26 protein-coding genes are annotated in these 26,711 nt (G+C 66.0%); 21 read left to right on the forward strand and 5 right to left on the reverse strand.

All coding sequences use genetic code 11. The features are described from left to right. Positions 1 to 50 precede the first annotated feature (50 nt). Complete coding sequence (locus tag LGN19_RS37785; protein ID WP_226220052.1) at positions 51 to 1,097, forward strand: alpha/beta hydrolase; 1,047 nt, start codon at positions 51 to 53, stop codon at positions 1,095 to 1,097. A 124-nt stretch (positions 1,098 to 1,221) separates the two neighbouring features. Here the strand turns inward: LGN19_RS37785 and LGN19_RS37790 are convergent, their stop codons facing one another. Both LGN19_RS37790 and LGN19_RS37795 read right to left on the reverse strand, forming a co-directional pair. Further along, positions 1,222 to 2,937: an ATP-binding protein gene (locus LGN19_RS37790; RefSeq protein WP_226220053.1), complete on the reverse strand. Its 1,716-nt coding sequence runs from the start codon at positions 2,935 to 2,937 to the stop codon at positions 1,222 to 1,224. Between the two features lie 92 nt (positions 2,938 to 3,029). Then, on the reverse strand, positions 3,030 to 3,659 hold the full coding sequence (locus LGN19_RS37795; RefSeq protein WP_226220054.1) for a response regulator: 630 nt from the start codon (positions 3,657 to 3,659) through the stop codon (positions 3,030 to 3,032). Between the two features lie 415 nt (positions 3,660 to 4,074). Here LGN19_RS37795 and LGN19_RS37800 point away from each other — a divergent pair, with 415 nt between their 5' ends. The 6 genes from LGN19_RS37800 (at position 4,075) to LGN19_RS37825 (ending at position 8,949) form a co-directional block, all read left to right on the forward strand. Then, positions 4,075 to 4,389: a flagellar transcriptional regulator FlhD gene (locus LGN19_RS37800; protein WP_174959900.1), complete on the forward strand. Its 315-nt coding sequence runs from the start codon at positions 4,075 to 4,077 to the stop codon at positions 4,387 to 4,389. Continuing rightward, positions 4,386 to 5,039 (forward strand): FlhC family transcriptional regulator, encoded by a 654-nt coding sequence (locus tag LGN19_RS37805; RefSeq protein WP_226220055.1) that lies wholly within the window; start codon positions 4,386 to 4,388, stop codon positions 5,037 to 5,039. The genes LGN19_RS37800 and LGN19_RS37805 overlap by 4 nt, the downstream gene beginning before the upstream one ends. Positions 5,040 to 5,174: 135 nt before the next feature. After that, entirely contained in the window at positions 5,175 to 7,127 is a 1,953-nt protein-coding gene (locus LGN19_RS37810; protein WP_226220056.1) for an ATP-binding protein, read from the forward strand. 183 nt (positions 7,128 to 7,310) lie between these two features. Further along, positions 7,311 to 7,682 (forward strand): CidA/LrgA family protein, encoded by a 372-nt coding sequence (locus tag LGN19_RS37815; protein WP_226220057.1) that lies wholly within the window; start codon positions 7,311 to 7,313, stop codon positions 7,680 to 7,682. Next, positions 7,679 to 8,413, forward strand: coding sequence for an LrgB family protein (locus LGN19_RS37820; protein ID WP_122950162.1), 735 nt, complete (start codon positions 7,679 to 7,681; stop codon positions 8,411 to 8,413). Before LGN19_RS37815 ends, LGN19_RS37820 begins: the two co-directional genes overlap by 4 nt. A 230-nt stretch (positions 8,414 to 8,643) precedes the next feature. After that, a complete protein-coding gene (locus LGN19_RS37825) occupies positions 8,644 to 8,949 on the forward strand; it encodes a hypothetical protein (protein WP_122950161.1) in 306 nt (101 codons plus the stop codon). A 96-nt stretch (positions 8,950 to 9,045) separates the two neighbouring features. On the opposite strand, the gene wrbA is transcribed toward LGN19_RS37825, so the two are convergent. Both wrbA and LGN19_RS37835 read right to left on the reverse strand, forming a co-directional pair. Next, positions 9,046 to 9,648, reverse strand: a complete 603-nt coding sequence (gene wrbA, locus LGN19_RS37830) for an NAD(P)H:quinone oxidoreductase (protein WP_174959904.1) — start codon at positions 9,646 to 9,648, stop codon at positions 9,046 to 9,048. Between the two features lie 61 nt (positions 9,649 to 9,709). Further along, entirely contained in the window at positions 9,710 to 10,435 is a 726-nt protein-coding gene (locus LGN19_RS37835; protein ID WP_226220058.1) for a pirin family protein, read from the reverse strand. A gap of 128 nt (positions 10,436 to 10,563) precedes the next feature. On the opposite strand from LGN19_RS37835, the gene LGN19_RS37840 reads away from it, so the two are divergent. The 13 genes from LGN19_RS37840 (at position 10,564) to LGN19_RS37900 (ending at position 23,037) form a co-directional block, all read left to right on the forward strand. Then, on the forward strand, positions 10,564 to 11,481 hold the full coding sequence (locus LGN19_RS37840) for a LysR family transcriptional regulator (RefSeq protein WP_174959906.1): 918 nt from the start codon (positions 10,564 to 10,566) through the stop codon (positions 11,479 to 11,481). Between the two features lie 94 nt (positions 11,482 to 11,575). Next, entirely contained in the window at positions 11,576 to 12,697 is a 1,122-nt protein-coding gene (locus LGN19_RS37845; protein ID WP_205169614.1) for a Fic family protein, read from the forward strand. A gap of 239 nt (positions 12,698 to 12,936) precedes the next feature. Further along, the gene (locus LGN19_RS37850) at positions 12,937 to 13,134 is read left to right on the forward strand and encodes a DUF3311 domain-containing protein (RefSeq protein WP_226220059.1); all 198 of its coding nucleotides are present in this window, start codon (positions 12,937 to 12,939) and stop codon (positions 13,132 to 13,134) included. Between the two features lie 83 nt (positions 13,135 to 13,217). Then, positions 13,218 to 14,612, forward strand: coding sequence for a sodium:solute symporter family protein (locus tag LGN19_RS37855; protein WP_174959908.1), 1,395 nt, complete (start codon positions 13,218 to 13,220; stop codon positions 14,610 to 14,612). Positions 14,613 to 14,648: 36 nt separating this feature from the next. Beyond that, a complete protein-coding gene (locus LGN19_RS37860; RefSeq protein ID WP_226220060.1) occupies positions 14,649 to 16,316 on the forward strand; it encodes an amidohydrolase in 1,668 nt (555 codons plus the stop codon). Then, a complete protein-coding gene (locus LGN19_RS37865) occupies positions 16,313 to 17,344 on the forward strand; it encodes a CobW family GTP-binding protein (RefSeq protein ID WP_226220061.1) in 1,032 nt (343 codons plus the stop codon). Before LGN19_RS37860 ends, LGN19_RS37865 begins: the two co-directional genes overlap by 4 nt. Before the next feature lie 223 nt (positions 17,345 to 17,567). After that, complete coding sequence (locus tag LGN19_RS37870) at positions 17,568 to 17,855, forward strand: contractile injection system protein, VgrG/Pvc8 family (protein WP_226220062.1); 288 nt, start codon at positions 17,568 to 17,570, stop codon at positions 17,853 to 17,855. Between the two features lie 20 nt (positions 17,856 to 17,875). Beyond that, positions 17,876 to 18,820, forward strand: coding sequence for a T6SS effector BTH_I2691 family protein (locus LGN19_RS37875; protein WP_226220063.1), 945 nt, complete (start codon positions 17,876 to 17,878; stop codon positions 18,818 to 18,820). A 17-nt stretch (positions 18,821 to 18,837) separates the two neighbouring features. Then, positions 18,838 to 19,887 carry a DUF6708 domain-containing protein gene (locus tag LGN19_RS37880; protein ID WP_226220064.1) on the forward strand — a complete coding sequence of 350 codons (1,050 nt, stop codon included), beginning with the start codon at positions 18,838 to 18,840 and terminating at the stop codon, positions 19,885 to 19,887. A gap of 15 nt (positions 19,888 to 19,902) precedes the next feature. After that, positions 19,903 to 20,163, forward strand: a complete 261-nt coding sequence (locus tag LGN19_RS37885; RefSeq protein WP_122950151.1) for a PAAR domain-containing protein — start codon at positions 19,903 to 19,905, stop codon at positions 20,161 to 20,163. A 48-nt stretch (positions 20,164 to 20,211) separates the two neighbouring features. Further along, the gene (locus tag LGN19_RS37890) at positions 20,212 to 20,505 is read left to right on the forward strand and encodes a hypothetical protein (protein WP_226220065.1); all 294 of its coding nucleotides are present in this window, start codon (positions 20,212 to 20,214) and stop codon (positions 20,503 to 20,505) included. Between the two features lie 355 nt (positions 20,506 to 20,860). Beyond that, positions 20,861 to 21,865 carry a lysozyme inhibitor LprI family protein gene (locus LGN19_RS37895; RefSeq protein WP_226220066.1) on the forward strand — a complete coding sequence of 335 codons (1,005 nt, stop codon included), beginning with the start codon at positions 20,861 to 20,863 and terminating at the stop codon, positions 21,863 to 21,865. 524 nt (positions 21,866 to 22,389) lie between these two features. Then, the gene (locus LGN19_RS37900; RefSeq protein ID WP_226220067.1) at positions 22,390 to 23,037 is read left to right on the forward strand and encodes a hypothetical protein; all 648 of its coding nucleotides are present in this window, start codon (positions 22,390 to 22,392) and stop codon (positions 23,035 to 23,037) included. A 295-nt stretch (positions 23,038 to 23,332) separates the two neighbouring features. On the opposite strand, the gene fliD is transcribed toward LGN19_RS37900, so the two are convergent. Then, positions 23,333 to 24,838 carry a flagellar filament capping protein FliD gene (gene fliD / locus LGN19_RS37910; RefSeq protein ID WP_226220068.1) on the reverse strand — a complete coding sequence of 502 codons (1,506 nt, stop codon included), beginning with the start codon at positions 24,836 to 24,838 and terminating at the stop codon, positions 23,333 to 23,335. 1,129 nt (positions 24,839 to 25,967) lie between these two features. Here fliD and LGN19_RS37915 point away from each other — a divergent pair. Next, on the forward strand, positions 25,968 to 26,711 hold a 744-nt coding region (locus LGN19_RS37915; RefSeq protein ID WP_226220069.1), incomplete at its 3' end, for an electron transfer flavoprotein subunit beta/FixA family protein.

Here is a 26,711-nt window from a genome sequence, read left to right on the forward strand (position 1 = left end):
AACATCAACCGTTACATCGTTATTCACCGATTGAGCCAAGGAGTTACATCATGAGGATCGTCAAGCCGCTGCTGATCGCTGCCGCCGTCACCGCTGCACTGTCCGCCACGACCACCGCGTTTGCCGCTGGCGCCGGTGCTGGCGCCGAAGCCGTTCGGCCCGATGCGACGACGAGCGCATTCCTCGCCGCGCTGAACGGCCAGAAAGGCCCGGGCCTCGAAACGCTGAGCCCCGCGAAGGCGCGCCAGGTGCTGGTCGATGCGCAGAACGGCACGAAGGTCGACCTGTCGGGCATCGACGTGTCGAACCGCACGATCGAACAGGACGGCTTGTCCGTGCCGGTCACGATCGTTCGCCCGCAAGGTGCGACGGGTACGCTGCCGGTGTTCATGTTCATCCACGGCGGCGGCTGGGTGCTCGGCGATTTCCCGACGCATGAACGCCTCGTGCGCGACCTCGTCGTGCAATCGGGAGCCGTCGCGGTGTTCGTGAACTACACGCCGTCGCCGGAAGCGCATTACCCGATCGCGATCAACCAGGCATATGCGGCGACGAAGTGGGTGGCCGCGCACGGCGCGGAGATCGGCGTCGACGGCAGCCGCCTCGCGGTGGTCGGCAACAGCGTCGGCGGGAACATGGCGGCCGTGGTGGCGTTGATGGCGAAGGACAAGGGTGGCCCCGCGATCCGCTTCCAGGGGCTGATGTGGCCGGTGACGGACCACAACTTCAACACGGGCTCGTACAACGCGTATCAGCAAGGGCACTTCCTGACGCGGCCGATGATGAAGTGGTTCTGGGACGCCTATACGAAGAACGACGCGCAACGCAACGAGATCTACGCGTCGCCGCTGCGCGCGAGCACCGCGCAGTTGAAGGGGCTGCCGCCCGCGCTGATCCAGGTCGCGCAGTTCGACGTGCTGCGTGACGAAGGCGAAGCGTACGGCCGCAAGCTCGACGCGGCCGGTGTCGACGCAACGACCACGCGTTACGACGGCACGATCCACGATTTCGGCCTGCTGAACGCACTGGCCTTGGATGCACCGACGAAGGCCGCGATGAAGGCGATGGCGAACGAGATCGCGACGCGGTTGAAGTAAGCGACCGATCACGCGCGCCGCGCTCGAGGCGGTGCGCGTGCGAAGACGCGGCGGCGGGCACATGCCCGCCGTTTTTGCGTGCAGCCGGCGGGCGGGATGCGAAAGCGCCGCAGCGCGCCGGCGACTATCCCGCGCTCGTCCGGAACCGCTGTCCGGGTGGCTGCGCATGCAGCAGGCGTGCGATCGCCGCGCGCAGCTTGTCGCTCGGCACCGGCTTGTGCAGCAGCACGAACCCGCCGTGCTTCAGCCGGCCGGGCCGCCGCGCGGTCGTGTCGCCCGTGATCAGCATCGCGGGAATCGCGCTGTTGTACTCGTCGCGAAGCCGCGCGATCGCACCGATCCCGTTCTGGTCGCCATGCAGGTGCAGGTCGCAGATCAGCAGGGTCGGCCGGACGTCGCACGATGCCAGGCACGCGATCGCGTCGTCGACCGACGCGGCCGTGACGACCTGGTAGCCCCAGCGCTCGAGCAGCATCGACATGCCGACGCGAATCGCGCTTTCGTCGTCGATCACGACCACGAGGTGTGCAGCGGCAGTCGCCTCGTCGACGGCGATCTCGTCGGCGGCGGCGCTCGGCGGCACGGCCGTGTCCAGCCGCGCCAGCTGCAGTTCGAAGCACGAGCCCCGCCCGGGCTCGGAGCGCAGCGTCAGCGGACAGTCGAGCAGCCCCGCGAGGCGCCGCACGATCGCCAGTCCAAGGCCGACGCCCCGTTCGGGTTCGTCGCCGCGATGGCGCAACTGGTAGTAGTCGTCGAATACGCGCGCCTGCTGGTCGGACGGAATGCCGCGCCCGGTGTCGATGAATTGCAGGCGCACATGCCGGCGCGTGCGCCTGCAGCCGACGACGATGCGTCCGGCGTCGGTATAGCGCACGGCATTCGACAGCAGGTTGCGGGCGATGCGCTCGATCAGCACCGGATCGGAATCGACGATCGCGGTGCTGCGCACGTACGACAGCGACAGGCCTTTCCCGTGCGCGTCGGCGGCGACCTCGCGGCACACGCGCTCGAGCACCGCGCCGATCGCGAACGGCCGGCGATGGACGGGCACGACGCCTGCGTCGAGCCGCGAGATGTCGAGGATCGCGGTGAACAGCGCATCCATTGCGTTGACGGACTGGTCGATGCGATCGACGAGCAGCGTGCCGTCGGCCGGCATCGGGACATGCCGCAACGCACCGACGAACAGGCTCAACGCGTGGACGGGCTGGCGCAGGTCGTGGCTCGCCGCGGCGAGAAAGCTCGATTTGACGTGCACGGCCTCGGTCGCGAGATCCTTTTGCCGCCGGAAGTTCTCGGCCAGCTGCGCGGCGCGCTGGCGTTCGCGTTCGGCAATCCGCTGCGCGCGCATCAGTTGCAATTGCATCTCGATCTGGTCGCGGAATTCCTCGACGAGCCGGATGTAGCGCTCCGAATACGCATTCTCCTTGCAGTCGAGCAAGCAGATCGTGCCGAATGGCGTGTTGTCGGGCCAGCGGATCGGCAGGCCGAGATACGAGACCATGTTGACGCGCAGGTCCGGGTTGTTGCGCCACTGCGCCGATTGCCGCGCATCCGGCACGACCAGCGTATCGCCGCTCGCAATGACCGCCTCGCAGTAGAGTCCCGAGCCGTGCAGTTCGGCCGATTCGCCCGGATAGAACGGATTGCCGGTGTTGCGGCTCGCCACCAGCACCTGGATGTCGCGGCCGACGTTGCGCATGATCAGCCCGGCCGGCACGCCGACGATTTCCGCCATCAGATCGACGAGGCGTTGCCAGCGCGCGATCACGTCGGCGGCGAGGTCGAACGACGCATCGTGCTCGTCCGGCGCTTCGGGCGGTTCGTCGACGCGCGTCATGCGCAGGCTCCTCGAGCGGGCGGAAGGGATGAGAAAAATCTAGGCGATTCGCGCCGGCATGGCAATGCCGGGACGCGCGCACCGGCATCCGGTCAGATGAGGCCGGCTTTTCTGCCGGCCGCCGCTGCCTGGGTGCGGTTGATCACGTTCAACGTCTTGAAGATCGCGGTGATGTGCGCCTTGATGGTCTTTTCGGACAGGCCCAGCTTGTCGGCGATGACCTTGTTCGGTACGCCTTCCGCGAGATAGCGCAGCACTTCGATCTGGCGTTGCGTCAGCATCGAACTGCGTGCTGCAGCGGCGCCGTCCTGATGCTGCAGCGCGGGGTCGTCGAGCACGAGCGGCGGGACGTAACGCTCGCCGTTGAGTGCGATCCGGATGGCGGACAGCAGCGTGCGGGGGCTCGCGGACTTCGGCACGTACCCCATCGCGCCCTGCGCGAACGCGCTGCGCACGGCACCGGGATCCTCGGACGACGACAGCACGATGACGGGGAGCCCCGGGCGCATCGTCGCGAAGACGGCGAGCGCGTCGAGGCCGTCCATGCCCTGCAGCTTCAGGTCGAGCACGATGGCGTCGAGGTCGGCGTGCTCGTCGAGCAGCCGCATCGCGTCATCGGCGCTGCTCGCCTGGACGACGACGGTGTCGTCGTCACCCTGACGCAGCAGCATCTCCACGCCATCCCGCAGGATCGCGTGATCGTCGACGATCAGAATTTTCATGAGGACGCTTGAATATGTGAATCCGGAAGCGGACCGCTACGAACGAACCGGATTGTACAAGACGAAAGTCTTAATACTAAAGTCGCGTTTGTCCCGCATCTGTCTTGCGTCTAACGTCGCATTTACATTCAGCGGAATATCGCCGAGACTCAATCACGACAGTTCGCAATGCAGGCGAATGCGGGCGCGCCATTCGATGCGTCACCGGCATCGCGGCGACGTGAGCGACGAAGCAGGCGGCCGCCTCAGGACTGAACGACGGCGCGATGCACGCACACGATGCGCGTCGTTCGGCAGCAGTGAATGTCTGTTATCCACGCCGAGCGAAAAAATAACGGTTCGTAACAACCGGATGACCGGCACGCGTTTTGACGGTGAATCATTGATCCTGATCGCGCATGAATCGAGGTGAACGATGAAGGTTGCCAACGACAGTGATGCAATGTGGGAACTGAACATGTCGTATCTGTGGCTAGCGCAGCGACTGCTGCAGTCGGATCGCGCAACCGGCATGTTCCGCCTGGGTGTGACCGCCGACGTCGCCGCCGCGCTGTCGATGAAGCACATGAACGAGCTCGCGTCTGCGGGGCAATTGATCTGCGCGTTGCGGCCGGGCCGGTACGGCGTGCTGTCGGCGCTGACCCGCGCGACACCGCCGGTCGATCTCGTGCGCGTGCATACCGCGATGGTGCTGGCCGGCCTTGCGCTACCCGACGAGGAAACATCGTGAGCGGCCGGGCAGCGCGGCATGGCCTCGCGGACGATGCGCAGCTGACGATGCACGCGGCGGCGCTGATCCGGCTCGGCGCGCGGCTGCAGATGCTGGAGATCGAGTGCGGGTTGCCGCGCGACCGTCTCGTGCGCCTGTATCGCGAAGTGCGTGGCGTGGCCGCGCCGAAGGGGTTGCTGCCGTCGTCGATCGACTGGTACATGACGTGGTTCGCCAACCTTCATGCATCGCTGTTCCACAGCATCTACCGCTTCCTGCGCAACCAGGCGGGCTGCCCGCGACTCGAGGCGCTCGTCAAGGCCTATACGCTGTACGCCGAACAGGGCGATGCCGCGTGCTGCGCGTTGCCGCTGGACCTGACACGTGCGTGGATGCTGGTGCGCTTCGTCGACGCCGGCGCGCTCGACATCGCCCGATGCCGGGATTGCGGCGCGGCGTTCATCACCTACCGCTACGCGCTGCGCCGGCATCCCGTGTGCGTCGCGTGCAGCTTGCCGGCGCGTGCCGGCAAGCGCGCGGCCGGCACGCCGCCGCGCGTGGCGCCCGGCACGCGTCATACGCGACGGCAGGACGCACATGCCGCCGTCGCGTCCTGTCGCGGCAGCGGAAGCGCCGCAGACGAATCATCGGGAGAATGGTGTGCAGTCTAGCGGGGCAAGGGCGGCCGCGGCAGGACCCGCGCGGCCCGCGACGCATGGCGCCGGCCGGCACGTCGCGTCGGCCGGGGCGGCGCGCTCGCCCGATGGCGAAGGCGGCGCGCCTCCTTCGCGCAACGGGCCGGCATCGTGAACCTGCGCGGCCTCTCCATCCGGCAGCGGATGCGTGCCGGCTTCGTGCTCGTCGCGATGCTGACGGCGGTCGCGTGCGGCACGAATCTGTGGGAAAGCTATCGGCAGTACCGGCAGGGAATTCTCGATCTGCGCGATTTCGGGCTGGTCGAGTGCGTGATGATCGCGTCGAACCGGATCTCGGCCGAACGCTGGCCGGCCAACCGGGTGCTGGCGCTGCGGCGGCGCGATTCGGCCATGGAAGCGCAGGCCCTGCGCGATGCGCGTGCGCATACGGATCGGGCGCTCGATGGGCTGCGGCACGACCTCGCGCGGGCGGCGGCGCCCGGTGCGTCCGAGCGCGGGGCCGCGTTGCACGCACTCGAGTCGATTCGCGCCGAGCTGGCCGGCGCGCGCGGCGAAGTCGACGCGCTCGCCGCGCGGCCCGCGGCCGCGCGTGCGACGTGGCAGGTGCAGGCCGCGCAGGACCGCATGTTCGCAGCCGCCGACGATCTGGCGGCGCTGACCAGCGGCGTGATGGCGGGTACGGCGATGCGCCATCCGGACACGGCCGGCGCGCTGGTCCTCGCGCGCCTGCTGGGCGACCTGCGTGAATACACGGGCCGGCTCGGCTCGCTGTTCGTCGCGCCGCTGGTCAGGAGCGAGGCGCTCGACAACGATCGGCTTGCGCGCATCCTGCAGATGCGCGGGCGCATCGTGCAGCTCCGCGCACTGATCGCCGGCGCGTTCGCACCGCCGCTCGACGACGCGATGCTGTCGAACGACCTGGTGCGGTTGAACGACACGATGGACGGCAGCTTCCTGCCGCTCGTCGCCGCGACGCTCCGCGCGGGCCGCACGGGCGTCTATGCGATGAACGCCGAGGATTTCTCGTCGCGGGTCATGCGGGACCTCGAAGCATCGGAGCGGTTGCGCGACCACGTGCTCGACCACACGCGTGCGCGTGCGGTCGAGCTGCGCGATGCGGCGCGCGTCAGGATGGCGGTGTCGGCCGCGGAGGCCGCCTGCTGCATCGCGATCCTGTTCCTGCTCGTGCGCGGCACGCAGCGGACGCTGTCGAAGCCGCTCGATGCGCTGAGCCGGCGCATCGTCGCGTTGAGCGAGGGCGACGTATCGCCGATCGTCCAGATTCCGGGCACGAGCCCCGAGATCGTGCACGTGAACGATGCACTGGACGCGCTGCGCGGCGCCTACGTCCATCGCACGCTGCTCGAGCGGCAGCGCAACGACATGCTGACGCTGTTCTCGCACGACATGCGCGCGCCGCTCACCTCGGTCATCGTGCTCGTGAACGCGCCTGCCGCCTGCCCGCCCGACTGCACGGTGCGCGAGCGCCTTCACGAGATCGACGGGCTGGCGCGTCATACGCTGGCGATGGCGGACGGCTTCGCGCAGGTGTCGCGGGCGGAGGCGGGCGAGTACGCGTCGGAACTCGTCAACGTGGCCGACCTGATGAATCAGGCGCGCGACGAAATCTGGCTGCGCGCGCGGGACAAGCACATCGCGATCGACGACGTACCGTCGTGCGACGACGCGCTCGTGCGCGGCGATCCGGCGCTGCTGTCGCGTGCGCTGGTCAATCTGCTGGGGAACGCGGTCGACTACAGCGCGGCGCATACCCGCATCGAGTGCAGCGTCGAACTGGCCGACGGCGGCGCGTCGGTGAGCTGCGTGATTCGCGATCGCGGCTACGGGATCGCGGCCGAGGATCAGGCGCGCCTGTTCGAGCGTTACCGGCGCTTTCGCCTGCAAGGGCAGCCCGACACGAGGGGCGTCGGGCTCGGCATGGCGTTCGCCAAGGCGGTCGTGGACCGGCACCGCGGCGAGATCAGCGTGCGCAGCGCCCCGTGGCAGGGTACGACCGTGACGCTCACGCTGCCCGTGGCCGGTGTATCCGGCAACGCGCACGACCCGGGCCGGACGGTGTCGGCCGAGCCTGCGCTGGGGTGACGCGTGGCGGCGGGAGGCCGCGTGCCGTGCAGCCGGTGGTGTCTTCCCGCAACCGCACTCGGCGATGTCCGATATCGTGCGAAGTTGGTACGATCGCCCGTATCGTTCACGCCGGCGCCGCAACCCGCCGGCCACCGGTCGCGCGGCCGCACGCTGCGCGGCCACGTTCGGGAGAAACGGTTCATGCTGCGGGCGTTCGCGGTCTTGCTGACCTTCCAGTGTCTCGGGGAAGGCGTGTCCTATCTGTTCGGCCTGCCGGTGCCGGGCCCCGTGATCGGCATGCTGCTGCTGTTCGGCTTCGTGATGCTGCGCCCGCAGGTGGCCGACGCGATCGAGCCGACCGCGCTCGAACTGCTGCGCCACCTGTCGCTGCTGTTCGTGCCGGCCGGCGTCGGCATCATGGTGTCGGCCGACCGCGTGCGCGGCGACGCGGTCGCGGTCGTCGTCGCGCTGGCCGTCAGCACCACGCTCGCGATCGCCGTGACGGCACTCGTCACGCGCGCGCTGCTGCGCCGCCAGCGGCGCGCCGGCGGCACGGCGGAGGGCACGCAATGACGGCCTTCCCGAAACTCGGCGCGATCTGGGTCTATCTCGCCGCGACCCCGTTGCTGGGCCTGACCATCACGCTGATCGCGTATCTGTTCGCACAGGCCATCTATGCACGGGCGCGCTTCAACCCGCTCGCGAACCCGGTGCTGATCGCGGTCGCGCTGATCGTCGTGCTGCTGACGATCACGCATACGCCGTATCCGACGTATTTCGAAGGCGCGCAGTTCGTCCACTTCCTGCTCGGCCCCGCGACCGTCGCGCTCGCGCTGCCGCTGTACCGCCAGTGGTCGAAGCTGCGCCGCGCCGCGGTGCCGCTGCTGGTTGGCCTGCTCGCGGGTTCGCTGACCGCGATCGTATCGGCGGTCGGCATCGCGGCGCTGTTCGGGGCGTCGCACCAGACGATCGCGTCGCTCGCGCCGAAATCGGCGACGACGCCGATCGCGATGGCCGTCGCCGCGGAAATCGGCGGGATTCCGTCGCTTACCGCCGTGCTCGTGATCTCGACCGGGATCTTCGGGGCCGTGTGCGCGCGCGGGATCCTCAACGCACTGCGCGTCGACGAGCCGGCCGTGCGCGGGTTCGCGCTCGGCGTCGCGTCGCACGGGATCGGCACCGCGCGTGCGTTCCAGGTCAGCGAGGAGGCCGGCGCGTTCGCCGGGCTCGGGATGGGGCTGAACGGCGTGCTGACGGCTTTCGTCGTGCCGATCCTGCTGCCGGTGCTGTCGCGCTGGATCTGAGCGCAGGCCCGGTCAGGCCGGGTTATCGGTTTCCCTGATGGCGCAGGCGCGGTGCTGGAACGGCGGCGCACGCGGTGCGCATGTATCGTGGCCGTTATCGGGAGAATTCAGGAACGCACACGGACAAGTGCATACTGATCGGCTAACGTTGCATCGGCTCCGATGTCGCAAGCGGTCGCGTGCGCGCCGGTGTCTGACCCACAACCAACAATCGACAAGGAGATCCGGCCATGAAGAAGTCTCGCGTGGTTTCGGTGGCAGTAGCAGTAACGGCGTCGTTCGGTCTGCTGTTGGCCGCCGCGCCGGCGGCATACGCGCAGGATCCGGCGTCCGCGCCGACGCAGAAGCAGGTCGACAAGGCGCAGAAGAAGGCGGCCCGCAAGGCCGCCCGGGCACGGCATGCGTCGGACCTGAAGGCGATCGGCACGGGTAGCGGCTACCGGCTGACCAACGACCAGAGCAACTATCCGCAGAACGCCGCGCAGAAGGCGCCCGCGACGAAAGCGGCGCCGGCCGCGCCGGCGTCGGGCCAGTAACGGCCTGGCCCGGGCCCCAGCACAGCGCAAACGGCGCCGGATCGACCGGCGCCGTTTGCGCGTGTGCGGGGCTGCCCGAACGGTCGGGCCGCCGCGTTACGACGCGAGCTTGCTCGCGATTTCCGCGACGTGCTTGCCCTGGTAGCGCGCGATGTCGAGCTCGTTCGCGCTCGGCTGGCGGCTGCCGTCCGCACCTGCGAGCGTGCTCGCGCCGTACGGCGAGCCGCCGGTGATTTCGTTCATGTTGACGAGGCCGCTGCATGCATACGGCACGCCCACGATCACCATCCCGTGGTGCAGCAGCGTCGTGTGGAACGACGTGATCGTCGTTTCCTGGCCGCCGTGCTGCGTGCCGGTCGACGTGAACACGCTGCCGATCTTGCCGACGAGCGAGCCCTTCATCCACAGGCCGCCGGTCTGGTCGAGGAACGTGCGCATCTGGCCGGCCATGTTGCCGAAGCGGGTCGGCGTGCCGAAGATGATCGCATCGTAGTCGGCGAGTTCATCCACCGTCGCGACCGGTGCAGCCTGGTCGACCTTCACGCCGATCGCCCGGGCCTGGTCGGCGGGGATCGTTTCCGGCACGCGCTTGAGCGTGACCTCGACGCCTGCCACCGATTTCGCGCCTTCCGCGATGTGCTGCGCCATCGTTTCGACGTGCCCGTAGGACGAGTAGTAAAGAACGAGTACCTTGGCCATCTTGCGATTCTCCGATTAAAAGGGCCCCGCGTTCAGCGGGGCCCGGTTTCCCGAACGGGCTTTATGCCCACTCGGCCGTTACTTCGACCGGACGCAGGTCGAACACCAGCACTTCGGCATCCTTCCCGTCGGCGAACGTCAGCGCCTGTTCGTCGCGGACGCGCGCGCCGTCACCTTCGCCGAGTGTCACGCCGTTGACCGTCACGCTGCCGCGTGCCACGTGCACGTACGCAAAGCGGTCCGGCGCCAGTTCCAGCGTCGCGCGTTCATCGCCGTCGAACAGGCCCGCGTAGATCCGCGTGTCCTGCCGGATCTGCAGCGAACCGGCGTCGCCGGTCGGCGACACGACGAGCGCGAGCTTGCCGCGCTTGTCGCCGGCCGTGACATTCGTCTGCTGATAGCGCGGCTCCGCACCCTTTTCAGCCGGCCCGACCCAGATCTGCAGGAAGTGAACCGGCACTTCCTTCGAGTGGTTGAACTCGCTGTGGCGCACACCGGTGCCGGCGCTCATCAACTGCACGTCGCCCGGCACGATCACCGACCCGGTACCCATCGAGTCCTTGTGTTCCAGCGCGCCCTCGAGCACGTACGACAGGATTTCCATGTCGCGGTGCGGGTGCGTGCCGAAGCCGCCGCCCTGCGCGACGCGGTCGTCGTTGATCACCAGCAGGTCGGAGAAGCCGACTTGCTTCGGATCGTAGTAGTTCGCGAACGAAAACGTATGACGGGAGCTGAGCCAGCCATGCTCCGCACGGCCACGTTGGTTTGCTGCACGGATTTCGATCATGATTTTTGTCCTTCAAGACGCCGAACCTCGGAAGTGGGCGCGGCTGTTCGTTGAGAAACATCTTAGGTCAATCGATTTGACAAATAAATGACTGAGGAGATAATGACTGTCGCTATGGAGTGGACAATATGGAACTCAACGATCTGAGGATCTTCGTCGCGACGGTCGATGCGGGCAGCTTCACGGCGGCGGCCGATCAACTGATGCTGTCCAAGCAGTTCGTCAGCCGCCGCACGATGGCGCTGGAGGCGTCGCTCGGCGTGCGGCTGTTGCACCGGAACACGCGCAATCTCGCGGTGACCGAATCGGGGCAGGAGTTTTATGCGCGCGCGCAGCGGATCCTCGCGGAGATCGCCGACGCCGAGCAGGCGATGTCGGTGCGCAGCACCGAGCTGCACGGGTCGCTGAAAATCAGCGCGCCGCTGTCGTTCGGGATTACGCATGTGTCGCCGCTGATCGCCGAATTCCTGTCCGCGCACCCGGCCGTGCGGCTGAACCTCGATCTGACCGACCGGCGCGTCGACGTGATCGGCGAGGGCTTCGATCTGGTGCTGCGGATCGGCTCGCTCGAGGATTCGACGCTGATCGCCCGCCCGCTCGGCGCGTGGCGGATGATCGCGTGTGCGAGCCCCGCCTATCTGAAGCGGCAGGGCACGCCGGCGACGCCGGCCGATCTCGCCGGCCATACGTGCTTGCTGTACGGGCGCGAGCGCCGGGTTGGCTGGGAATTCCGCATCGACGGCGCGGCGCGCACGTTCGACGTGCAGGGGCCGCTCGTCGCGAACAACGGCGAAGTGGTGCGCGACGCGGCGATCGCGGGGCTCGGCATCGCGCTGCTGCCGCACTTCATCGTCGGCACGGCGCTCGACAGCGGCGCGCTCGTGCCGGTGCTCGACGCGTATGCGCCGTCGCCGATCACGCTCAATGCGGTGTTCCCGCAGCATCGGGAAGGGTTCGTCACGCTGCGCACGTTCATCGGGTTTCTCGCGGAACGGCTCGGAGAGGCTGCGCCCCCGGCGAAGGGCGGGGCCGGCCGGGCGCGGTAGCGGGCACGTTTGCGGGGAATGAAGGCGTTATTCTCCGCAAATATTGCGGAGAATATTGAATCGTGCGGTCAATTGATGGGATAATCTCCGCATCATGAGCGGAGATTACACCTACATCTGGGAGTCGGCCGACTGGCCTGCGTGGCGCTTCGACCTTCCGGCACTGGCGACGCCACTCGCCGACGTCAGCCGCGCGCAAGGCATGCTGGCCGGGCGGCTGGCCGATGTCGGCCTGGCGTTGCGCGACGAGGCCAGTCTCGCCGCGCTGACGGAGGACGTCGTCAAGACCAGCGCCATCGAGGGCGAAAGCCTGAACGTGGCATCGGTCCGGTCGTCGATTGCGCGCCGGCTCGGCGTCGACATCGGTGCGCTGGCGCCGGTCGATCGCCACGTCGAGGGCGTGGTCGACATGGTGCTGGACGCCACGACCCACGCGGCGGCACCGGTCACGGACGCTCGTCTGTTCGGGTGGCATGCGGCGCTGTTCCCGACCGGCTACTCGGGGATGTCGCGCATCACGGTCGGTGCGTGGCGAACGGACGCAAGCGGGCCGATGCAGGTCGTGTCCGGGCCGATCGGCCGGCAGCGCGTGCATTTCGAAGCGCCTCCAGCCACGCGCCTGACTGGCGAGATCGCGCGCTTCCTCACGTGGCTCAATGCCGCGCCGGTCGAGCCCTTGCTGATCCGGGCCGGCCTGGCCCACCTGTGGTTCGTCACGCTCCATCCGTTCGACGACGGCAACGGCCGGATCGCGCGCGCGCTCGGCGATCTGGTCCTGGCGCGCGCCGACCGGAGTCCGCAACGCTTCTACAGCCTGTCGGCGCAAATCCAGCGCGAGCGCAACGCGTATTACGACGTGCTGGAGCGTACCCAGCGCGGCTCGCTCGACGTCACGGAATGGCTCGCGTGGTTCCTGACCGCGCTCGGCAGGGCCATCGATCACGCGCACACGACGCTCGATGCGGTGCTGGTCAAGGCGCGCTTCTGGCAGCGCTGTGCCGGCTTCGCGATGAACGAACGTCAGGTCAAGGTCATGAATCGCCTGCTCGACGGCTTCGAGGGGAAGTTGACGACCACCAAGTGGGCGGCGCTCGCGAAGTGCTCGCAAGACACGGCGCTGCGGGACATCACCGAGCTCGTCGAGCGCGGCGTGCTGCGTCGCTCGTCGTCCGGCGGCCGGAGCACGAGTTACGAGCTGGCGCCGTTCGACGGCTGACACCGGCTCGTGTCATGACCGGCACGCGTCGATCGTGACGGAGCGGGGCCGCGTTGGCGCTTCGATCATTTCCGCAATGACCGGGCAGCAGGCCGCTGGCCCAAGCGATTGCCCGCGTCTGGCACTATCCCGCGCCATTTTGTCTTCGAATACTGGATTCGACGCCGGATGTCGTCCACGCGACATTCGCCGCCCCGCGTGCGGCCCTGCCGCACGAACCCGTTTTCGAGGAGACACGCATGCTCAGGTATCTGATCGGCATCGGTATTCCGTATCTCGGCGTGATGGGCGTGCTGCCCTGGGTGGCCGCGCAGGACCGCTACGTGCTGGGCGTGCCGTTCATCTTCATGTGGATCTTCGCGTGGTTCGTGCTGACCTCCGGCTGCCTGTTCGCGTGCTGGTTGCTGTTCGACCGCCGCGCGAGCGGCGCCGCCTAGCGCGCATCCGCTGTCCCGCGGACCGCCGGCCGCCCGCGCTTTCCGGCGAACCCTACGCTTTCCGTTCTTTCGCAGAGGTGCGCATGTCAACGGTCGTCTTCGCCGCGCTGATCGCGCTGTCGCTCTATCTCGCCATCCGGTCCGGCCGTGGCCGCGGCAAGCAGAGCGTGCATGACTTCTTCGTCGCGTCGCGCCAGTTCGGCACGGCGCTCGTGTTCTTCCTGACCGCCGGCGAGATCTACAGCATCGGCACGATGGTCGGCTTCCCCGGCGGCATCTACGCGAAAGGGCCGACCTACGGCGTGTGGTTCCTCGGCTACATCCTGCTCGCCTACCCGATCGGCTATTTCGTCGGCCCGAAGATCTGGGAGGCCGGCAAGCGTCACAACGCGATCACGCTGCCCGACCTGTTCAAGGGCCACTACCGCAGCCGCGGGCTCGAGCTGGTCGTTGCGTGCGCATCGATCCTGTTCCTGATCCCGTGGGGGCAGCTGCAGTTCACCGGGCTCGTCGCGGCGCTGAAGGGGCTCGGCTGGCATGTCGAGCCGCTGTACCTGATCCTCGTGTGCGCGGCGCTCGCGTTCACCTATATCGCGATCTCCGGTGTGCGCGCGTCGGCGTACATCGCCATCCTGAAGGACATCCTGATGCTGCTCGCGATCGTCGTGACGGGCGTGGCCGTCGCGTGGCAGGTCGGCGGCGTGCATCCGGTGTTCGACGCCGCGAGCCGGCAGGTCAGCAACACGATGAGCGGATCGCAGCTGCGCTTCTCGATGAGCACGATGCTGTTCCAGTCGCTCGGCTTCTACCTGATGCCGTTCGCCGCGCAGAATTTCTTCACCGCGCGCGGGCCGAACGCGATCCGGCGCACGCAGGTCGTGATGCCGCTGTACATGCTGATGTATCCGTTCCTCGTGATCGCGTCGTACTACGCGATCACCGCGAACCTGACGCTCGCGTCGCCGAACGATGCGTTCTTCGCGGCAGTCACGCACCTGCTGCCCGGCTGGCTGATCGGCCTCGTCGCGGCCGGGGCCGCGCTGTCGGGGCTGCTCGTGCTGGCCGGCATCTGCCTCGCGATCGGGCCGATCGTCACGCGCAACCTGATGCCGAACCTGCCCGAGTCGCGCCAGAAGCGTGCGGCGAAATACGTGATCGTCGGCTACCTGCTGCTGTCGATCGCGACCACGCTGCTGACGCCGAACCTGATGCTCACGCTGATCAACACCACGTACTACGGCGTCACGCAGTTCCTGCCGGGCGTGCTGATCCTGCTGGCGGGGCGCCAGGTGCGGCCCGTCGCGGTCGGGGCCGGGATGATCTGCGGCCAGGTGCTCGCGATGATCTTCTACGTGTTCCATGTCGACTTCGGCGGCATCAACCTCGGCCTCGTGTGCCTCGTCGTCAACGTGCTCGTCGTCGCGGCCGTGCATGTGATGCTGCACGGCCGTCCGGTGAAGCACTACGCCGTATCCTGAACCATCGGCGTTCCGCCGCAAGGAGAACCGCATCCCATGCAAGCATCCGCAACCCCGGCTGCGCCCGTGACGGTGTTTACGGCCCGCCGCATCCTGACGATGAACCCGGTGCAGCCGTCGGCCACACATGTCGCCGTGCGCGACGGCCGCATCCTCGCGGTCGGCGACGCCGCCGACGTCGCCACGTGGCAGGCGCGGTTCGGTGCGTGCACGACCGACGACACGCTGCGCGACAAGGTGCTGATGCCGGGGCTCGTCGAAGGGCATTGCCACCTGATGGAAGGCGCGATGTGGGACGCGGTGTACGTCGGCTACTACGACCGGCGCGGCCCCGACGGCACGCTGTGGCCGGGGCTGCGCTCGCTCGACGCGGTGCTCGAACGGCTTGCGGACGCCGAGCGCGCGATGACCGACGACGGGCCGCTGCTCGCGTGGGGCTTCGATCCGATCTTCTTCGGCACGGCGCGGCTGACGACGTGCGAACTCGATCGCGTGTCGGCGCAGCGGCCGATCGCGATCCTGCATGCGAGCGTGCACCTGATGAACGTGAACGGTGCGATGCTCGCGCGCGCGGGGATCGACGAGGACACCGACATCGACGGCGTGACGCGCGATGCCGACGGCCGTCCGACCGGCGAGCTGCAGGAGTTCGCGGCGATGCTGCCGGTCTATCAGACGATCGGCGGCAAGCTGGCGATCTCCGCGAGCGAAAAACCGCACGCGATCTGGAATTTCGGGCGCGTCGCGCAGCTCGCGGGCGTGACGACGGCCACCGATCTCGTCAACGACCTGTCGGCCGACGGTAACCGCACGCTGCATGAAGTCACCGCCGATCCGGACTACCCGGTGCGGATCGTGCCGGCGTTCGCGCCGCAGCGCAATCCGGCCCGCTCGGCCGACAGCGTGCTCGCGGAGATCGAGCGCAATACCGACAAGCTGCATTTCGGGCCCGTGAAGTTCATCGTCGACGGCTCGATCCAGGGCTTCACCGCGCGCGTGCGCTGGCCCGGTTACGCGGGCGGGCAGCCGAACGGGCTGTGGCTGATTCCGCCCGCACAGCTCGTCGACGTGTTCGAGCCGTTCCATCGCGCGGGGCTGCAACTGCATGTGCATACCAACGGCGACGAAGCGACCGACGTCGTGCTCGACGCGATGGCGACGCTGCTCGCACGCCACCCGCGCCCCGATCATCGCCATACGCTGCAGCATTGCCAGATGGCGGACGCCGCGCAGTTGAAGCGCATGCGCGCGCTCGGGATGTGCGTGAACTTCTTCGCGAATCATCTGTACTACTGGGGCGATGCGCATTACAGCCAGACCATCGGCCCCGATCGCGCGAACCGGATGGATGCGGCCGGCTCCGCGCAGCGGCTCGGCATTCCGTTCGCGCTGCATTCGGATGCGCCGATCACGCCGCTGAATCCGCTGTTTACCGCATGGTGCGCGGTGCAGCGCGAGACGGCGTCGGGCCGCGTGCTCGGCGAAGGCGAGCGGCTGTCGGTCGACGATGCGCTGCATGCAATCACGCTCGGCGCGGCCTATACGTTGCGGATGGATCATCTCGTCGGCAGCATCGAGATCGGCAAGCTCGCGGATTTTGCGGTGCTCGACGACGATCCGTCGGTGTGCGCGCCCGCGCGCCTGAAGGAACTCGCCGTGTGGGGCACGGTGCTGGGCGGGCGCGTGTTCCGGTCGCCGCGATGAGCATGCCGGTTGCGCCCACTGAGGCCGCGCGTGCACCGATCGACCTCGCGGTGATCGGCGGCTATCTCGGCGCAGGCAAGACGACGGTCGTCAACGCGATCCTGCAGGCGCCGCATGGCCGGCACATTGCGGTGCTCGTCAACGATTTCGGCGCGGTGAACATCGATGCGCGGCTCGTGCGTGCGCGCGGCGACGACGTGATCGAGCTCGACAACGGCTGCATCTGCTGCACGATCGGCGGCGCGCTCGTCGATGCACTGACGCGCGTCGCGACGCGCGACGCACGGCCCGAACTGCTGCTCGTCGAAGCGAGCGGGGTAGCCGATCCCGCGAAGATCGCACAGATCGGACTGCTGAACGGTGAATTCCGATTGACGTCGGTGCTCGTCGTTGCCGATGCGCTCGCGTGGCGCGATACGCTCGCCGATCCGCTCGTCGGCGCGATGGCGCAGCGCCAGCTCGACGGCGCGGGTGCGATCGTCGTGACCAAGCTCGACCGCGTGGCGCCGGCACGGCGCGACGCGGTGCTCGACGACGTGCGCGCGTGCGCGCCGACCGATATCGTCGTCGCCGCGCGACATGGCGAGATTCCGCTCGCGCTGCTGTTCGACGCGGCCGTGCCCGATCGCCCGAGCGTGCCGGATATCGTGCGTGCGCACCGGCCGATCGGTCAGGACGCGATGCCGGCGTTCGCGAGCGTCACCGTCGCCGCGCCGGATGTGCTCGACAAGGCGCGGCTGCGCGCGTGGCTGAAGGCGTTGCCGCGCACGATCCTGCGCGCGAAGGGCATCGTGCGCGTGGCCGATGCGAAAGGGGCGGTTGCCACGCGCGTCTGCCAGGTCGCCGCGCGGCGCATCCGGTTCTCGTCGATGGCGGACGAAGGGCTGGCCGGGCACGACGGGGAGGGCGTGATGGTCTTCATCGGGATCATCGACGCGGCGGCGCAGGCCGTGTTGCGCGAAGGCATCGTGCAGTGCAGCGTGACTGCCGAAACGGTTGGGCCGACAGGCTTCCATCCAGTCAAGTAAGGCATCCGTAATAAACGACGCCGCATGGCAGAAGGCGCGAATCCGCCTTCGGCCGAAGTAACAATTTTCCCAGTGAGTCTTCACAGGGCTTTGTGGTATACGTCTGAGCTTATCGCGACACGTTGCGGTGGGCACGGGCATCGACCGGCCCTTCTTTTGATGACGCACGTCAGGCGCACGAAGGGCCCGCGGCACTTCGCGCCCGGATCAAGGGATAAAAACAATGCAGAACACAGCACAAGCCCTGAGAGACCTTGCGCTGGGCCCGCAGCACAACCGGCAAGTGCAGCTCAGCTTTCCGGACGATAACGCGCCTTACAGAATCCTTCTGCCGAACGCATTCGATGGGGTTGAATCCTTATCGAAGGATTTCGCTTACACGATCGAAATCCTGTCGGACAACGATCATCTCGAGCCGAAGGATTTCATCGGCAAGCGCGTGACGCTGAGCCTGTTGCGCGGCGACGGCTCGCAACGATATTTCAACGGGCATATCTTCGAAAGGGGCTGAAAGGACCCGCAGTCGGATTCGTGACCATTCGTCTGGCGCTACACGCGGGCACCCCAATCAAGGCCGCGCACATCACGCCAGCCCAAATGCGAAACTGGATCGTCAATCAGGGGGAGATGCTCGGTTTGCCAGTGGACAGCGACCAACTCAGCCAACAGGCCGCCGCAGCCAATATCCGCAAGGAGGTCGTGAAGGCGTCTCCGCCATCGGACCCGGCTGTGTTCGCGTACGAACTCGACACGGACGCATGGGTAAAGGCGGGCACGCTTGACGCGAGCGACGTCAAGGTCATCAAGGTCCCCGGTGTCGAAACGACTCGGAAATGGTTGGGCTCGTCGTCACCGTACAAATTCAACCAGGGGGTAGCCACGGCAATTTTCCAGCTTGCCACACTCACCTTTGCGTACAAAGATTACGCCGGCAGCGATCAGTTCAACCACGGCGAAAACCTGTTGAAGCTCACGGGCTCGCTCGTGTCGATTCTCGGCAATATCGTTGAATCCGTCTCTGAAACAGTCAAGGCCGCGCCTGCTCATCCGCTCTCGGCATACCTGATGAAGCAATGGGCCGGTGCCGAGGGCTGGGCCGAGACAGGCGCGCGGGTAGGACGAACAATCGGCGCCGTCGCAGGCATAGTGCTCGCCGGCTATGATTTGTTAAAGAATATGCCCGAAGCTTATGCGAATAAAGAAAAAGGTCTTGCCAGACTCTATGCCATTGGCGGAGTTCTCGGTATTTACATATCACTATCGCCGTTCTTCTCGGTTTTGCCGGCAGTTATCGTTGCGTGGCTCCCTCCTTTCTGGATTGTTTTTTTTGCTGCGATCATCGTCGGCATCCTGATCGCTCACTTCAAGGCAGCGGCAATCAAGGACTGGATATCCCGATGCAGGTTTAGCAAAGGCGAGCACTATAGTTCATTGGATGATGAGCTGAAGGCATTCGATTCGGCAATCGGGGGGTGATGATGGATGAGCGTTTGATGAAGAAATGCATTGGCATGCCAGTTCCCGAGTGGGACTTGGCACATCGTCTGTCGATAAAACAACCTTCTGGTCCTGACATCCAGGATTTCGGATCGATCTTCAGCATCAACTCCGTATTCATGGATGTGATCGAACCTTCATTTCTGGAAAAGCAGTGGTTTATTACCGGTGTTGCGATCGCTTTTGTCGCGATGGGAATCGGGCCATATATTTATTATGTCACCCATCGCGATGGATCATCCGGTGACTTCGTGATGAACGGCATTGCCATTTTTGCAGTGTTGCTGTTCGGTTCGATCGTTTGGCAGCTGGGTCGCGGTCTGTTCTTTGGCCTGCGATACCGTCCGATTCGATTTCACCGTGAGTCGCAAAAGCTATATGCGATCCGGGCGCGACGCTTTTCCGCGAAGCAAGGCGAGGGGGATGTGGTTTGGGAGGCTCCCTGGACTGAAGATTCCATTTTTTGCCTGCATCGTGAAGACAGCCCGTTCGGGACGGTCTTTCACATCAGACATTACACGGTCGACGAACAAGGCAATGTGACGCAGGTGTTCTCCATCGGACGTGAATGGAGCGGCAAGATTCAGGTCAAGATGGCCCTGGCCGAGTGGAACTACTGGCGCAAATACATGAACAGTGGCCCCAACGGTTTGCCCAAGCCGATGTTGTTTCATACCCGGGATGAATCGCCGCGCGAGGCCTTCCTGTTTTCGCTCTACAGCTTCGGGATGCGTGCGCCCGTTTTCATCCGTCTGTTGATGATGCCGATGATCCTGATTTTCACGGCAATGCGCATGCTGGCGAACGCGACGTGCCGCGATCCGGTCTGGCCGAAATCGATCGAAGCAATCTCCGTGGTCGCTTCGAACGACCCTTATGCCGAACCTCGCGCGGGCACCCCGGTGGGCTGGGGCGATACCGTCCTCGCACAGCAGCGCGGCGAATATCCGAATGATCCGAAGGCCCAGGTCGAGAACTGGACAAGTCGGGCCGACGGCATGGCGTATGCGGAGACATGGCTCGACGATCCAGCCGCCGAGATTTGAGAAGGTGGGAAGACGATGAAGGACGAGAACGGACGTGGCGTGATCCGACTGCACGACAAGACGACCCACGGTGGCGAAGTGATCACGGCGAGCGACGATTTGACGGCACTGGGCGTTCCGGTTGCGCTGAAGGATCACCTGACATGGTGTCCAAAGTGCGGCGGGCAGTTCAGGATTCTTCCGCAAGACAGTACCCGCAACCATCACGGCACGCCGGTCGCCTTTCATGACGATTTGACGGAATGCGGCGCGCAGTTGATTTCGTCGCTCGAATGAAGGTGTCGCGCGTGGGCGGTTTGGTGGAGCCGATGAAGGAAATCGTGCATGATCGCGCCTGCTCGAGCGCTCGGCGACTTTTTTCGAGGCTCGGCAAGCGCAAGCGCATTGGAACGGCTCGCGGCGCTCGGACGGCGATTCGTGCCGTACGGGCCGATGATCTGCCATGTTCAGTTGCCGGTTCGTTCGGCGCAGACCGGCCGGAGACTGACGTGCGACGCGGCCGTGCCCGGCGTGCAGTTGGTTGATCCGATCGCGAGCGGGACGGATCGCCGCGACACGGCGCCGACGCTGCGCGGTCCGTTGGCACGCATCCGTCTCGCCAGGCGCAACCATCGATGACGGCGCGTGACGGCCGTCAGGTCATGCCGGAACCAGGTGGTCCGAAACAGATCGAGGCTATTGCGGCGGGCCACGGATCAACGCGTGTGCAGATGTCGGTCTCGTCGCGATCCTGCCCGAACCGATAGCACACGGTGCGAAGGCCGATGGCCGTTTTGATCGCAGCCGACTTCATTTGCGTTACACCGGTCCTGACTCTTTCTCGTTCGGGTGGCGTACATGACGTTGCCGTTTGCCGCATCCGCATGAGCGCTGGGCGGGCGCGCTCGCGGGGCGCGTGGTACGTGAGCGCGTTTGGGGGGATCGAGTGTTTCTTTTGTACGGATCTTATTGAAATGGGGCGATCAAGTTGAACATGCCATTCCTGCGCGCGGCAGCCGCGCTGCTGCCGCTGTTGCTGCCGCTGGCCACCTACGCGGCCGGCTTCGACTGCGCGAAAGCCGCGTCGCCCACCGAGAAGACGATCTGCGCGGATGCGCCGCTGTCGAAGCTCGACGGCGAACTGGCGGCGGCGTGGAAGAAGGCGCTCGCGAAGGGCGGCGACACGGCTGCGCTGAAGGCCGCGCAATTGAAGTGGCTCAAGCAGCGCGATCAGTGCGGCGGCGACGAGCAGTGCCTCGGTGACCGCTACCGCGAACGGCTCGCGAGCCTGAACGGCACGCCGCTGGCCGCCGACCGCTGGCAGCAGACGTGGTATCGCGACAGCGACAACCCGTCGTTCGACGGCATGCTGACGTTCACCGGCACGGCGACGCGCCTTCATTTCGAACTGAGCGGCAACAACGGCGCGAACACCGGCGAGCTTGGCGGCGATATCGAACTGCACGGCAACAGCGGCACGTTCCGGCACGATCAATGCCGGCTCGATTTCAGCCGCAAGGGCGCGCGCGTGCAGGTTACCCAGCACGGCGACGATGGCGATTGCGGCGCCGGTGCGGGCGTCGTCTACTCGGGCGACTACGTGACGGCGGCACAGGCACAAGCGAAACCGCCCGCGGATCTCGTGAGTCTGGCCGTGCTGGCCAATGCGCAGCAGAACGCGACCGCACACAAGCTGCTCGGTGCCGATTATCAGACGCTCGTCGACATCGTCAATTACGGCGCCGAAGAAAAGGATCTCGACGGGCTCAACACGCACGTGACGAAGTACTGGGTGCGTGGCATCGCGACGACGAACGCAGCGATCGTGATGCGCCGCGGCAACGATTTGTGGATCGGGCTGCTCGTGTTCGACGCGCAGAGCAACGTCCGGATGCGCTATTACACGAACGTGCCGGCGTGGAAGAAAAGCGTGCCGAAGACCATCCTGGCGTGGCATGACAGTCTCGACAAGACGCTGCCGGTCGACATGATGCAGTGACGAGCGGGCGGGACGGCCAAAGCCGCCCGGCCCGTCTTCATGCTTTTTGCACCGCGCGCGCCTGCGCCGGCGGTGCGGCCGATTCCCGCGTGCGCAATGCGGGCAGGGCGGCATGACCGGGCCCGATGCGCCGTGCTCGAGCGCATCGAACGAGGCCTGCTCGGCCGGGCGTCCGATCGCATTGGTGTTGCCCCCATCGTCGTGACGGCGTGCCGCCGACACGACACCGACGCACGCTCCGGACTTCATCCATCCCATCGCGCCATCGAGCCGCCCGCAATCCGCAATCCGCCACGCGTTCCGTCGACGTGTTGCGATCCGCCACCGCCACCGCCACCGCCACCGCCACCGCCACCGCCACCGCCACCGGCTGACCGGCTGACCGGCTGACCGGCGCATGTTCACGTCGGACGACAAAAGCACACAAATCTGATCAAACCGCCTCGCCGTTCGTGTAACGATTCGTAATATTATGCCGCGGAGCGTTTTTTACCGATGAACCGTTGAGTCCGCATCCGTTTCCCATGCAACACGTAACGACGACAAGCCAGCCGCCGATCCTGGCGGTACCGGTTGATGCGGTGCTGCACGCCGTGATCGATGAGGTCGTCCACCGGAGCGTGTCGGAAGCGACGACGCGCAATGGCTACATGCGATGTGCCGACTACGCGATCGTCGGTGCGCGGGTGCTGACGCTGCTGACCGGCCAACCTTACCGGCCGTTCGCGGGCGGGGAAGTGCTGGATTTCGGCGGCGGCAACCTGTATGCGCTGTGCACGACACGCGAGCGGCGCCGTACCGCGCGGCATCTGTCGCAACTGGCGAGATATCACTGCTGGATCGAGGCGCGTCACGACGATATCGGCGGCCGCGCGCGCAAGGAAATCGTCGATTTCACGCTGCGCCACGACGAGACCGTGGCGAACAATCTGGGGATGCCGTTCGCGCGTGCGTACCAGGCGTATTTCTGGGGCTGGGACGACGAACACACGGTACCGGCCGAACTGCACGATCATCCGGTATTCGCGAAACAGGGCCCCGTGTGGCGCTGGGCGGAGCGTGAATGCACGTCGCTGCTGCGCGCATACGAGCGCGAGCGGCCCGGTTATTTCGGGCGTCAGGTGTCGCGTGCGATCGACTTGTTCGCCGATCGCGTCGAAGGTCTCGGCTGACGGCCCCCCGCATCTGCCGACCCGCGGGCAGGCCGCCGCCGTGCTTGCGTGAACCGGGGAAAGACGCCCGGCGACGCGCGGTTGCCGACCGTCGTGCGTGAACGATGTGTCGAGGCGCGACGCCGTGCGCGGCGGCGCGAGCCGGTCGAGCCGGTCGAGCCGTCGCACGGCGGCCGCCGCCACGATGCGGCTGCGCCTTGTCGACCAGCGGCTTCAGGATTGTCGCGACGGACAGCAGCTCGACGCTGTCGTTCGACTCGACGAGGATCGAGCGATCATCGGACGGCCCGGACGCTCATCCCTTGTTCGCCAGCGTGCCGTTACTGTTGGCGCCGCCGAACAGCCGCGTCAGGTACTGCGTGTTCGAGTTCATTTTGGCCATCAGCGCGTTGAGCGCCGTGAATTGCGCCTGGTACTGCTTAGTCAGTTGCGACGCATAGTCGGCCAGATCCGACTGCTGCTGCGTGACGCGCTTCAGGTCGGCGCCCAGCGCGTTCGTGCGCACGTCGATCAATCCGCCCTTCTTCGTGAAGGGGGCGATCTGCTCGGCCATGCGCGTGCCTATCCCGTTTTTCGGGTTGAACAGGTGCGCGACGCCCGACGGGTTGGCGGTCAGCGCAACGTCGAGCTTCGCGCTGTCGAGCTTCAGCGTGCCGTCCTTCTCGAGCGAGATGCCGATCGACATCAGGTTGGTGTGCCCGTGGCCGCTCCCGTTGGCGACGCCGCGCGCGACGACCGACGCGAGCGAGTTGCGGATCGTGTTCAGCGTCGAATCACCGAGCAGCACGCCCTGCGAGCTCGCCCCTGCCGTGAAGCTCGACAGCGTGCCCATCGTCTTGACGGCGGTGTTGTACAGGTTCACGAAATTCGTGATCGTCGTTGCCTGCGATTTCGTATCGGGACTGACCGTCAGCGTCTGCGTATCGGTCGCGCTGACCGCGGCCGCCGCCAGGTTCAGTGTGATGCCGTTCAGCACACCCGACACCGCATTGCTGGCGCTCGTCGACGCGATGCCGTTGAGCGTGAACTTCGCATCCTGCGCGACGGTGCTCTGCCGCCATGCGGCCGCGCTGTTCGCCGACTGGATCGTCGACGCGCCGCCGGACGTGTCGGCCGTCGACGTGACGCCGAGGCTCGACAGCCCCTTGTCGTCGGCCACGTTGCCGACCGCGACGCTGATCGCGTTCGCCGAGCCCGTCTTGGTCGACGCGAGCACGAGGTGCGCGCCGTCGGTGCCGTTGATGACCGTCGCGCTGATGCCCGGGTTGTTCTGCGCGGCGTTGATCGCGGCCGCGATGCCTGGCAGCGTGTTGTTCGAGCGGTTGACGTCGACCTTGAACGACTGGCTGCCGAGCGATAGGGTCAGCGTGCCGGTGCCGAGCGCCTTGCTCCCGTCGACGCCCGACGAAGCCAGCGCCTGCGCGGTCGCGATCTGCGTGACGCCGACCGTGTAGATGCCGGCGACCGCCCCCGCGCTGGTCGTTGCGCTCAGGCCCTTGCCGCTCGCAACTGCGGTGAACGTCGACTGCAGCCCGCCGTTCGTCAGCGACGTGAGGCCCGCCTCGAGCGCCCCCAGTGCGGACGACAGCGCGCCGAACGCGGAAATATGCGTGGTGCCGGTTGTCTGCGACGCGGCAAGCGCCGCGGCCCGGCCGGCCGTTTTCGCGTTCACCAGCGTCTTGACGAGCGTGCCGACGTCCATCGACGGATTGCCGGTCGAGCCGTTGATGATCGATTGCGCGGCCTCTTGCATCAGGCTGCTCGCGTTCGCGCTGCTGCTCACGGGCGTGTTCGTTGCCATGGGAGGTCTCCGGTTGAAAAGCGATCCTGTGCGAGCGGCTACCGAGTCGGCGTGCAGGCTGTTTCCGGTGCGACGCGTTCCGGCGTTCACGGAAGGTGTCGGGGAAACGTAAGGACGTGCGCTATCGTATATTTAAATCGGTATTACCTGGTAATTTTTTGTAATGATTTTTGAGAAAAATGCAGATGGGTGATTGGCGGGGTGGTTTGAGATAAAAGTTGGCGTTTTATGGCAGGAAAAACATCATTTTGATTGTACTTTCTCAAGGATTTTTGCCGACTTTGAAAACTTGCAGATGGCGTGAATGTTTGACGAAAATTTTTAGCTTGCCTTGCTAAACAGCGGGCCGATCGACGGTGCCCCTGCCGAAAATCGAGTCCATGAGGCCTGGCGGCTCGACGGGTGTCTGCGAAGAAAATTGGAAAGACTCACTCGATGCGGAAACGAGCACCTACATTGGCGTTGTCATGGTTGTTCCAGAATTTTCCAGAGTCATAATTTCGGCGGCTACAAGATCTCCGTCGAAATTTATAGGCATATGCGCGCACGGTAGTTGAACGGAATTTCCGCGGACTCGTTATGTCGTCTTAATAGAGATCGCAGTAGTGGCCAGACGAAACCAGTTGATCGATTTTTTGCGGGACAGACATTCGGTTGCCGCGGATCGGGCATCTCGTGGCTGTCGCCGCGTGCGGCAGCGCTGCCGCATCACCGGCTTTCAACCAAACAGGCGGGCGAATGGGAACTTGGCAGTCCGGCGCCTGCGCAGTTCGCGGTGGTCACGGAGATCGTCGACTCCGTGACGTGGATCGGCCGGTATGTCACCGATTCGAATGACCGTCGCGCGCAATTCATCGAGGGGATACACCGGATCGAGTGGCACGACCGTGCATTGCTCGCGGTACTGCGCGAACGATCACTCAGTGCTCCGGGGATGCCCGCCGGGTCGCTTCGAGGTGAGCGCTCGACATAGGTTCATCCTATGGCCGGCAGTGAGATCGAATATTTGCGCAACCCTCGGCGACGGGTTCAAATGCCATTTTCATAAGCGCATTCAATCAAGCCCAAAGCGTGAGCGTGTCTGTCGCAAACAGGCGGCACATCGTATGGGCGGCCAAGGAGATAGCAGGTGCGAATTCTGGTGGCAGTCAAACGTGTCGTCGACTACAACGTGAAGGTCCGCGTGAAGTCGGACAACACGGGTGTCGACATTGCGAACGTGAAGATGTCGATGAACCCGTTCGACGAAATCGCGGTTGAAGAAGCGGTTCGCCTGAAGGAAGCGGGCGTGGCTACCGAAGTGATCGCCGTGTCGGTGGGTGTTGCGCAAGCGCAGGAAACGCTGCGCACGGCGCTGGCGATCGGCGCGGATCGCGCGATCCTCGTCGAGTCGACCGATGGCGTCGAGCCGCTGGGTGTCGCGAAGATCCTGAAGGCGCTGGTCGACAAGGAACAGCCGCAACTGGTGATCCTCGGCAAGCAGGCGATCGACGACGATTCGAACCAGACGGGCCAGATGCTGGCCGCGCTGGCAGGCCTGCCGCAAGCGACGTTCGCGTCGAAGGTGACGGTGGCCGACGGCAAGGCAACGGTCGCTCGCGAAGTCGACGGCGGCGCGGAAACGCTGTCGCTGACGCTGCCGGCGGTGATCACCACCGACCTGCGTCTGAACGAGCCGCGCTACGTGACGCTGCCGAACATCATGAAGGCGAAGAAGAAGCCGCTGGAAACCGTGAAGCCGGAAGACCTGGGCGTGGACGTCGCGCCGCGTCTGAAGACGCTGAAGGTGGTCGAGCCGCCGAAGCGCGCAGCCGGCGTGAAGGTGCCGGACGTGAAGACGCTGGTCGAGAAGCTGAAGACCGAAGCCAAGGTG

Source organism: Burkholderia sp. AU30198 (assembly GCF_020419825.1).
Taxonomy (GTDB): Bacteria; Pseudomonadota; Gammaproteobacteria; order Burkholderiales; family Burkholderiaceae; genus Burkholderia.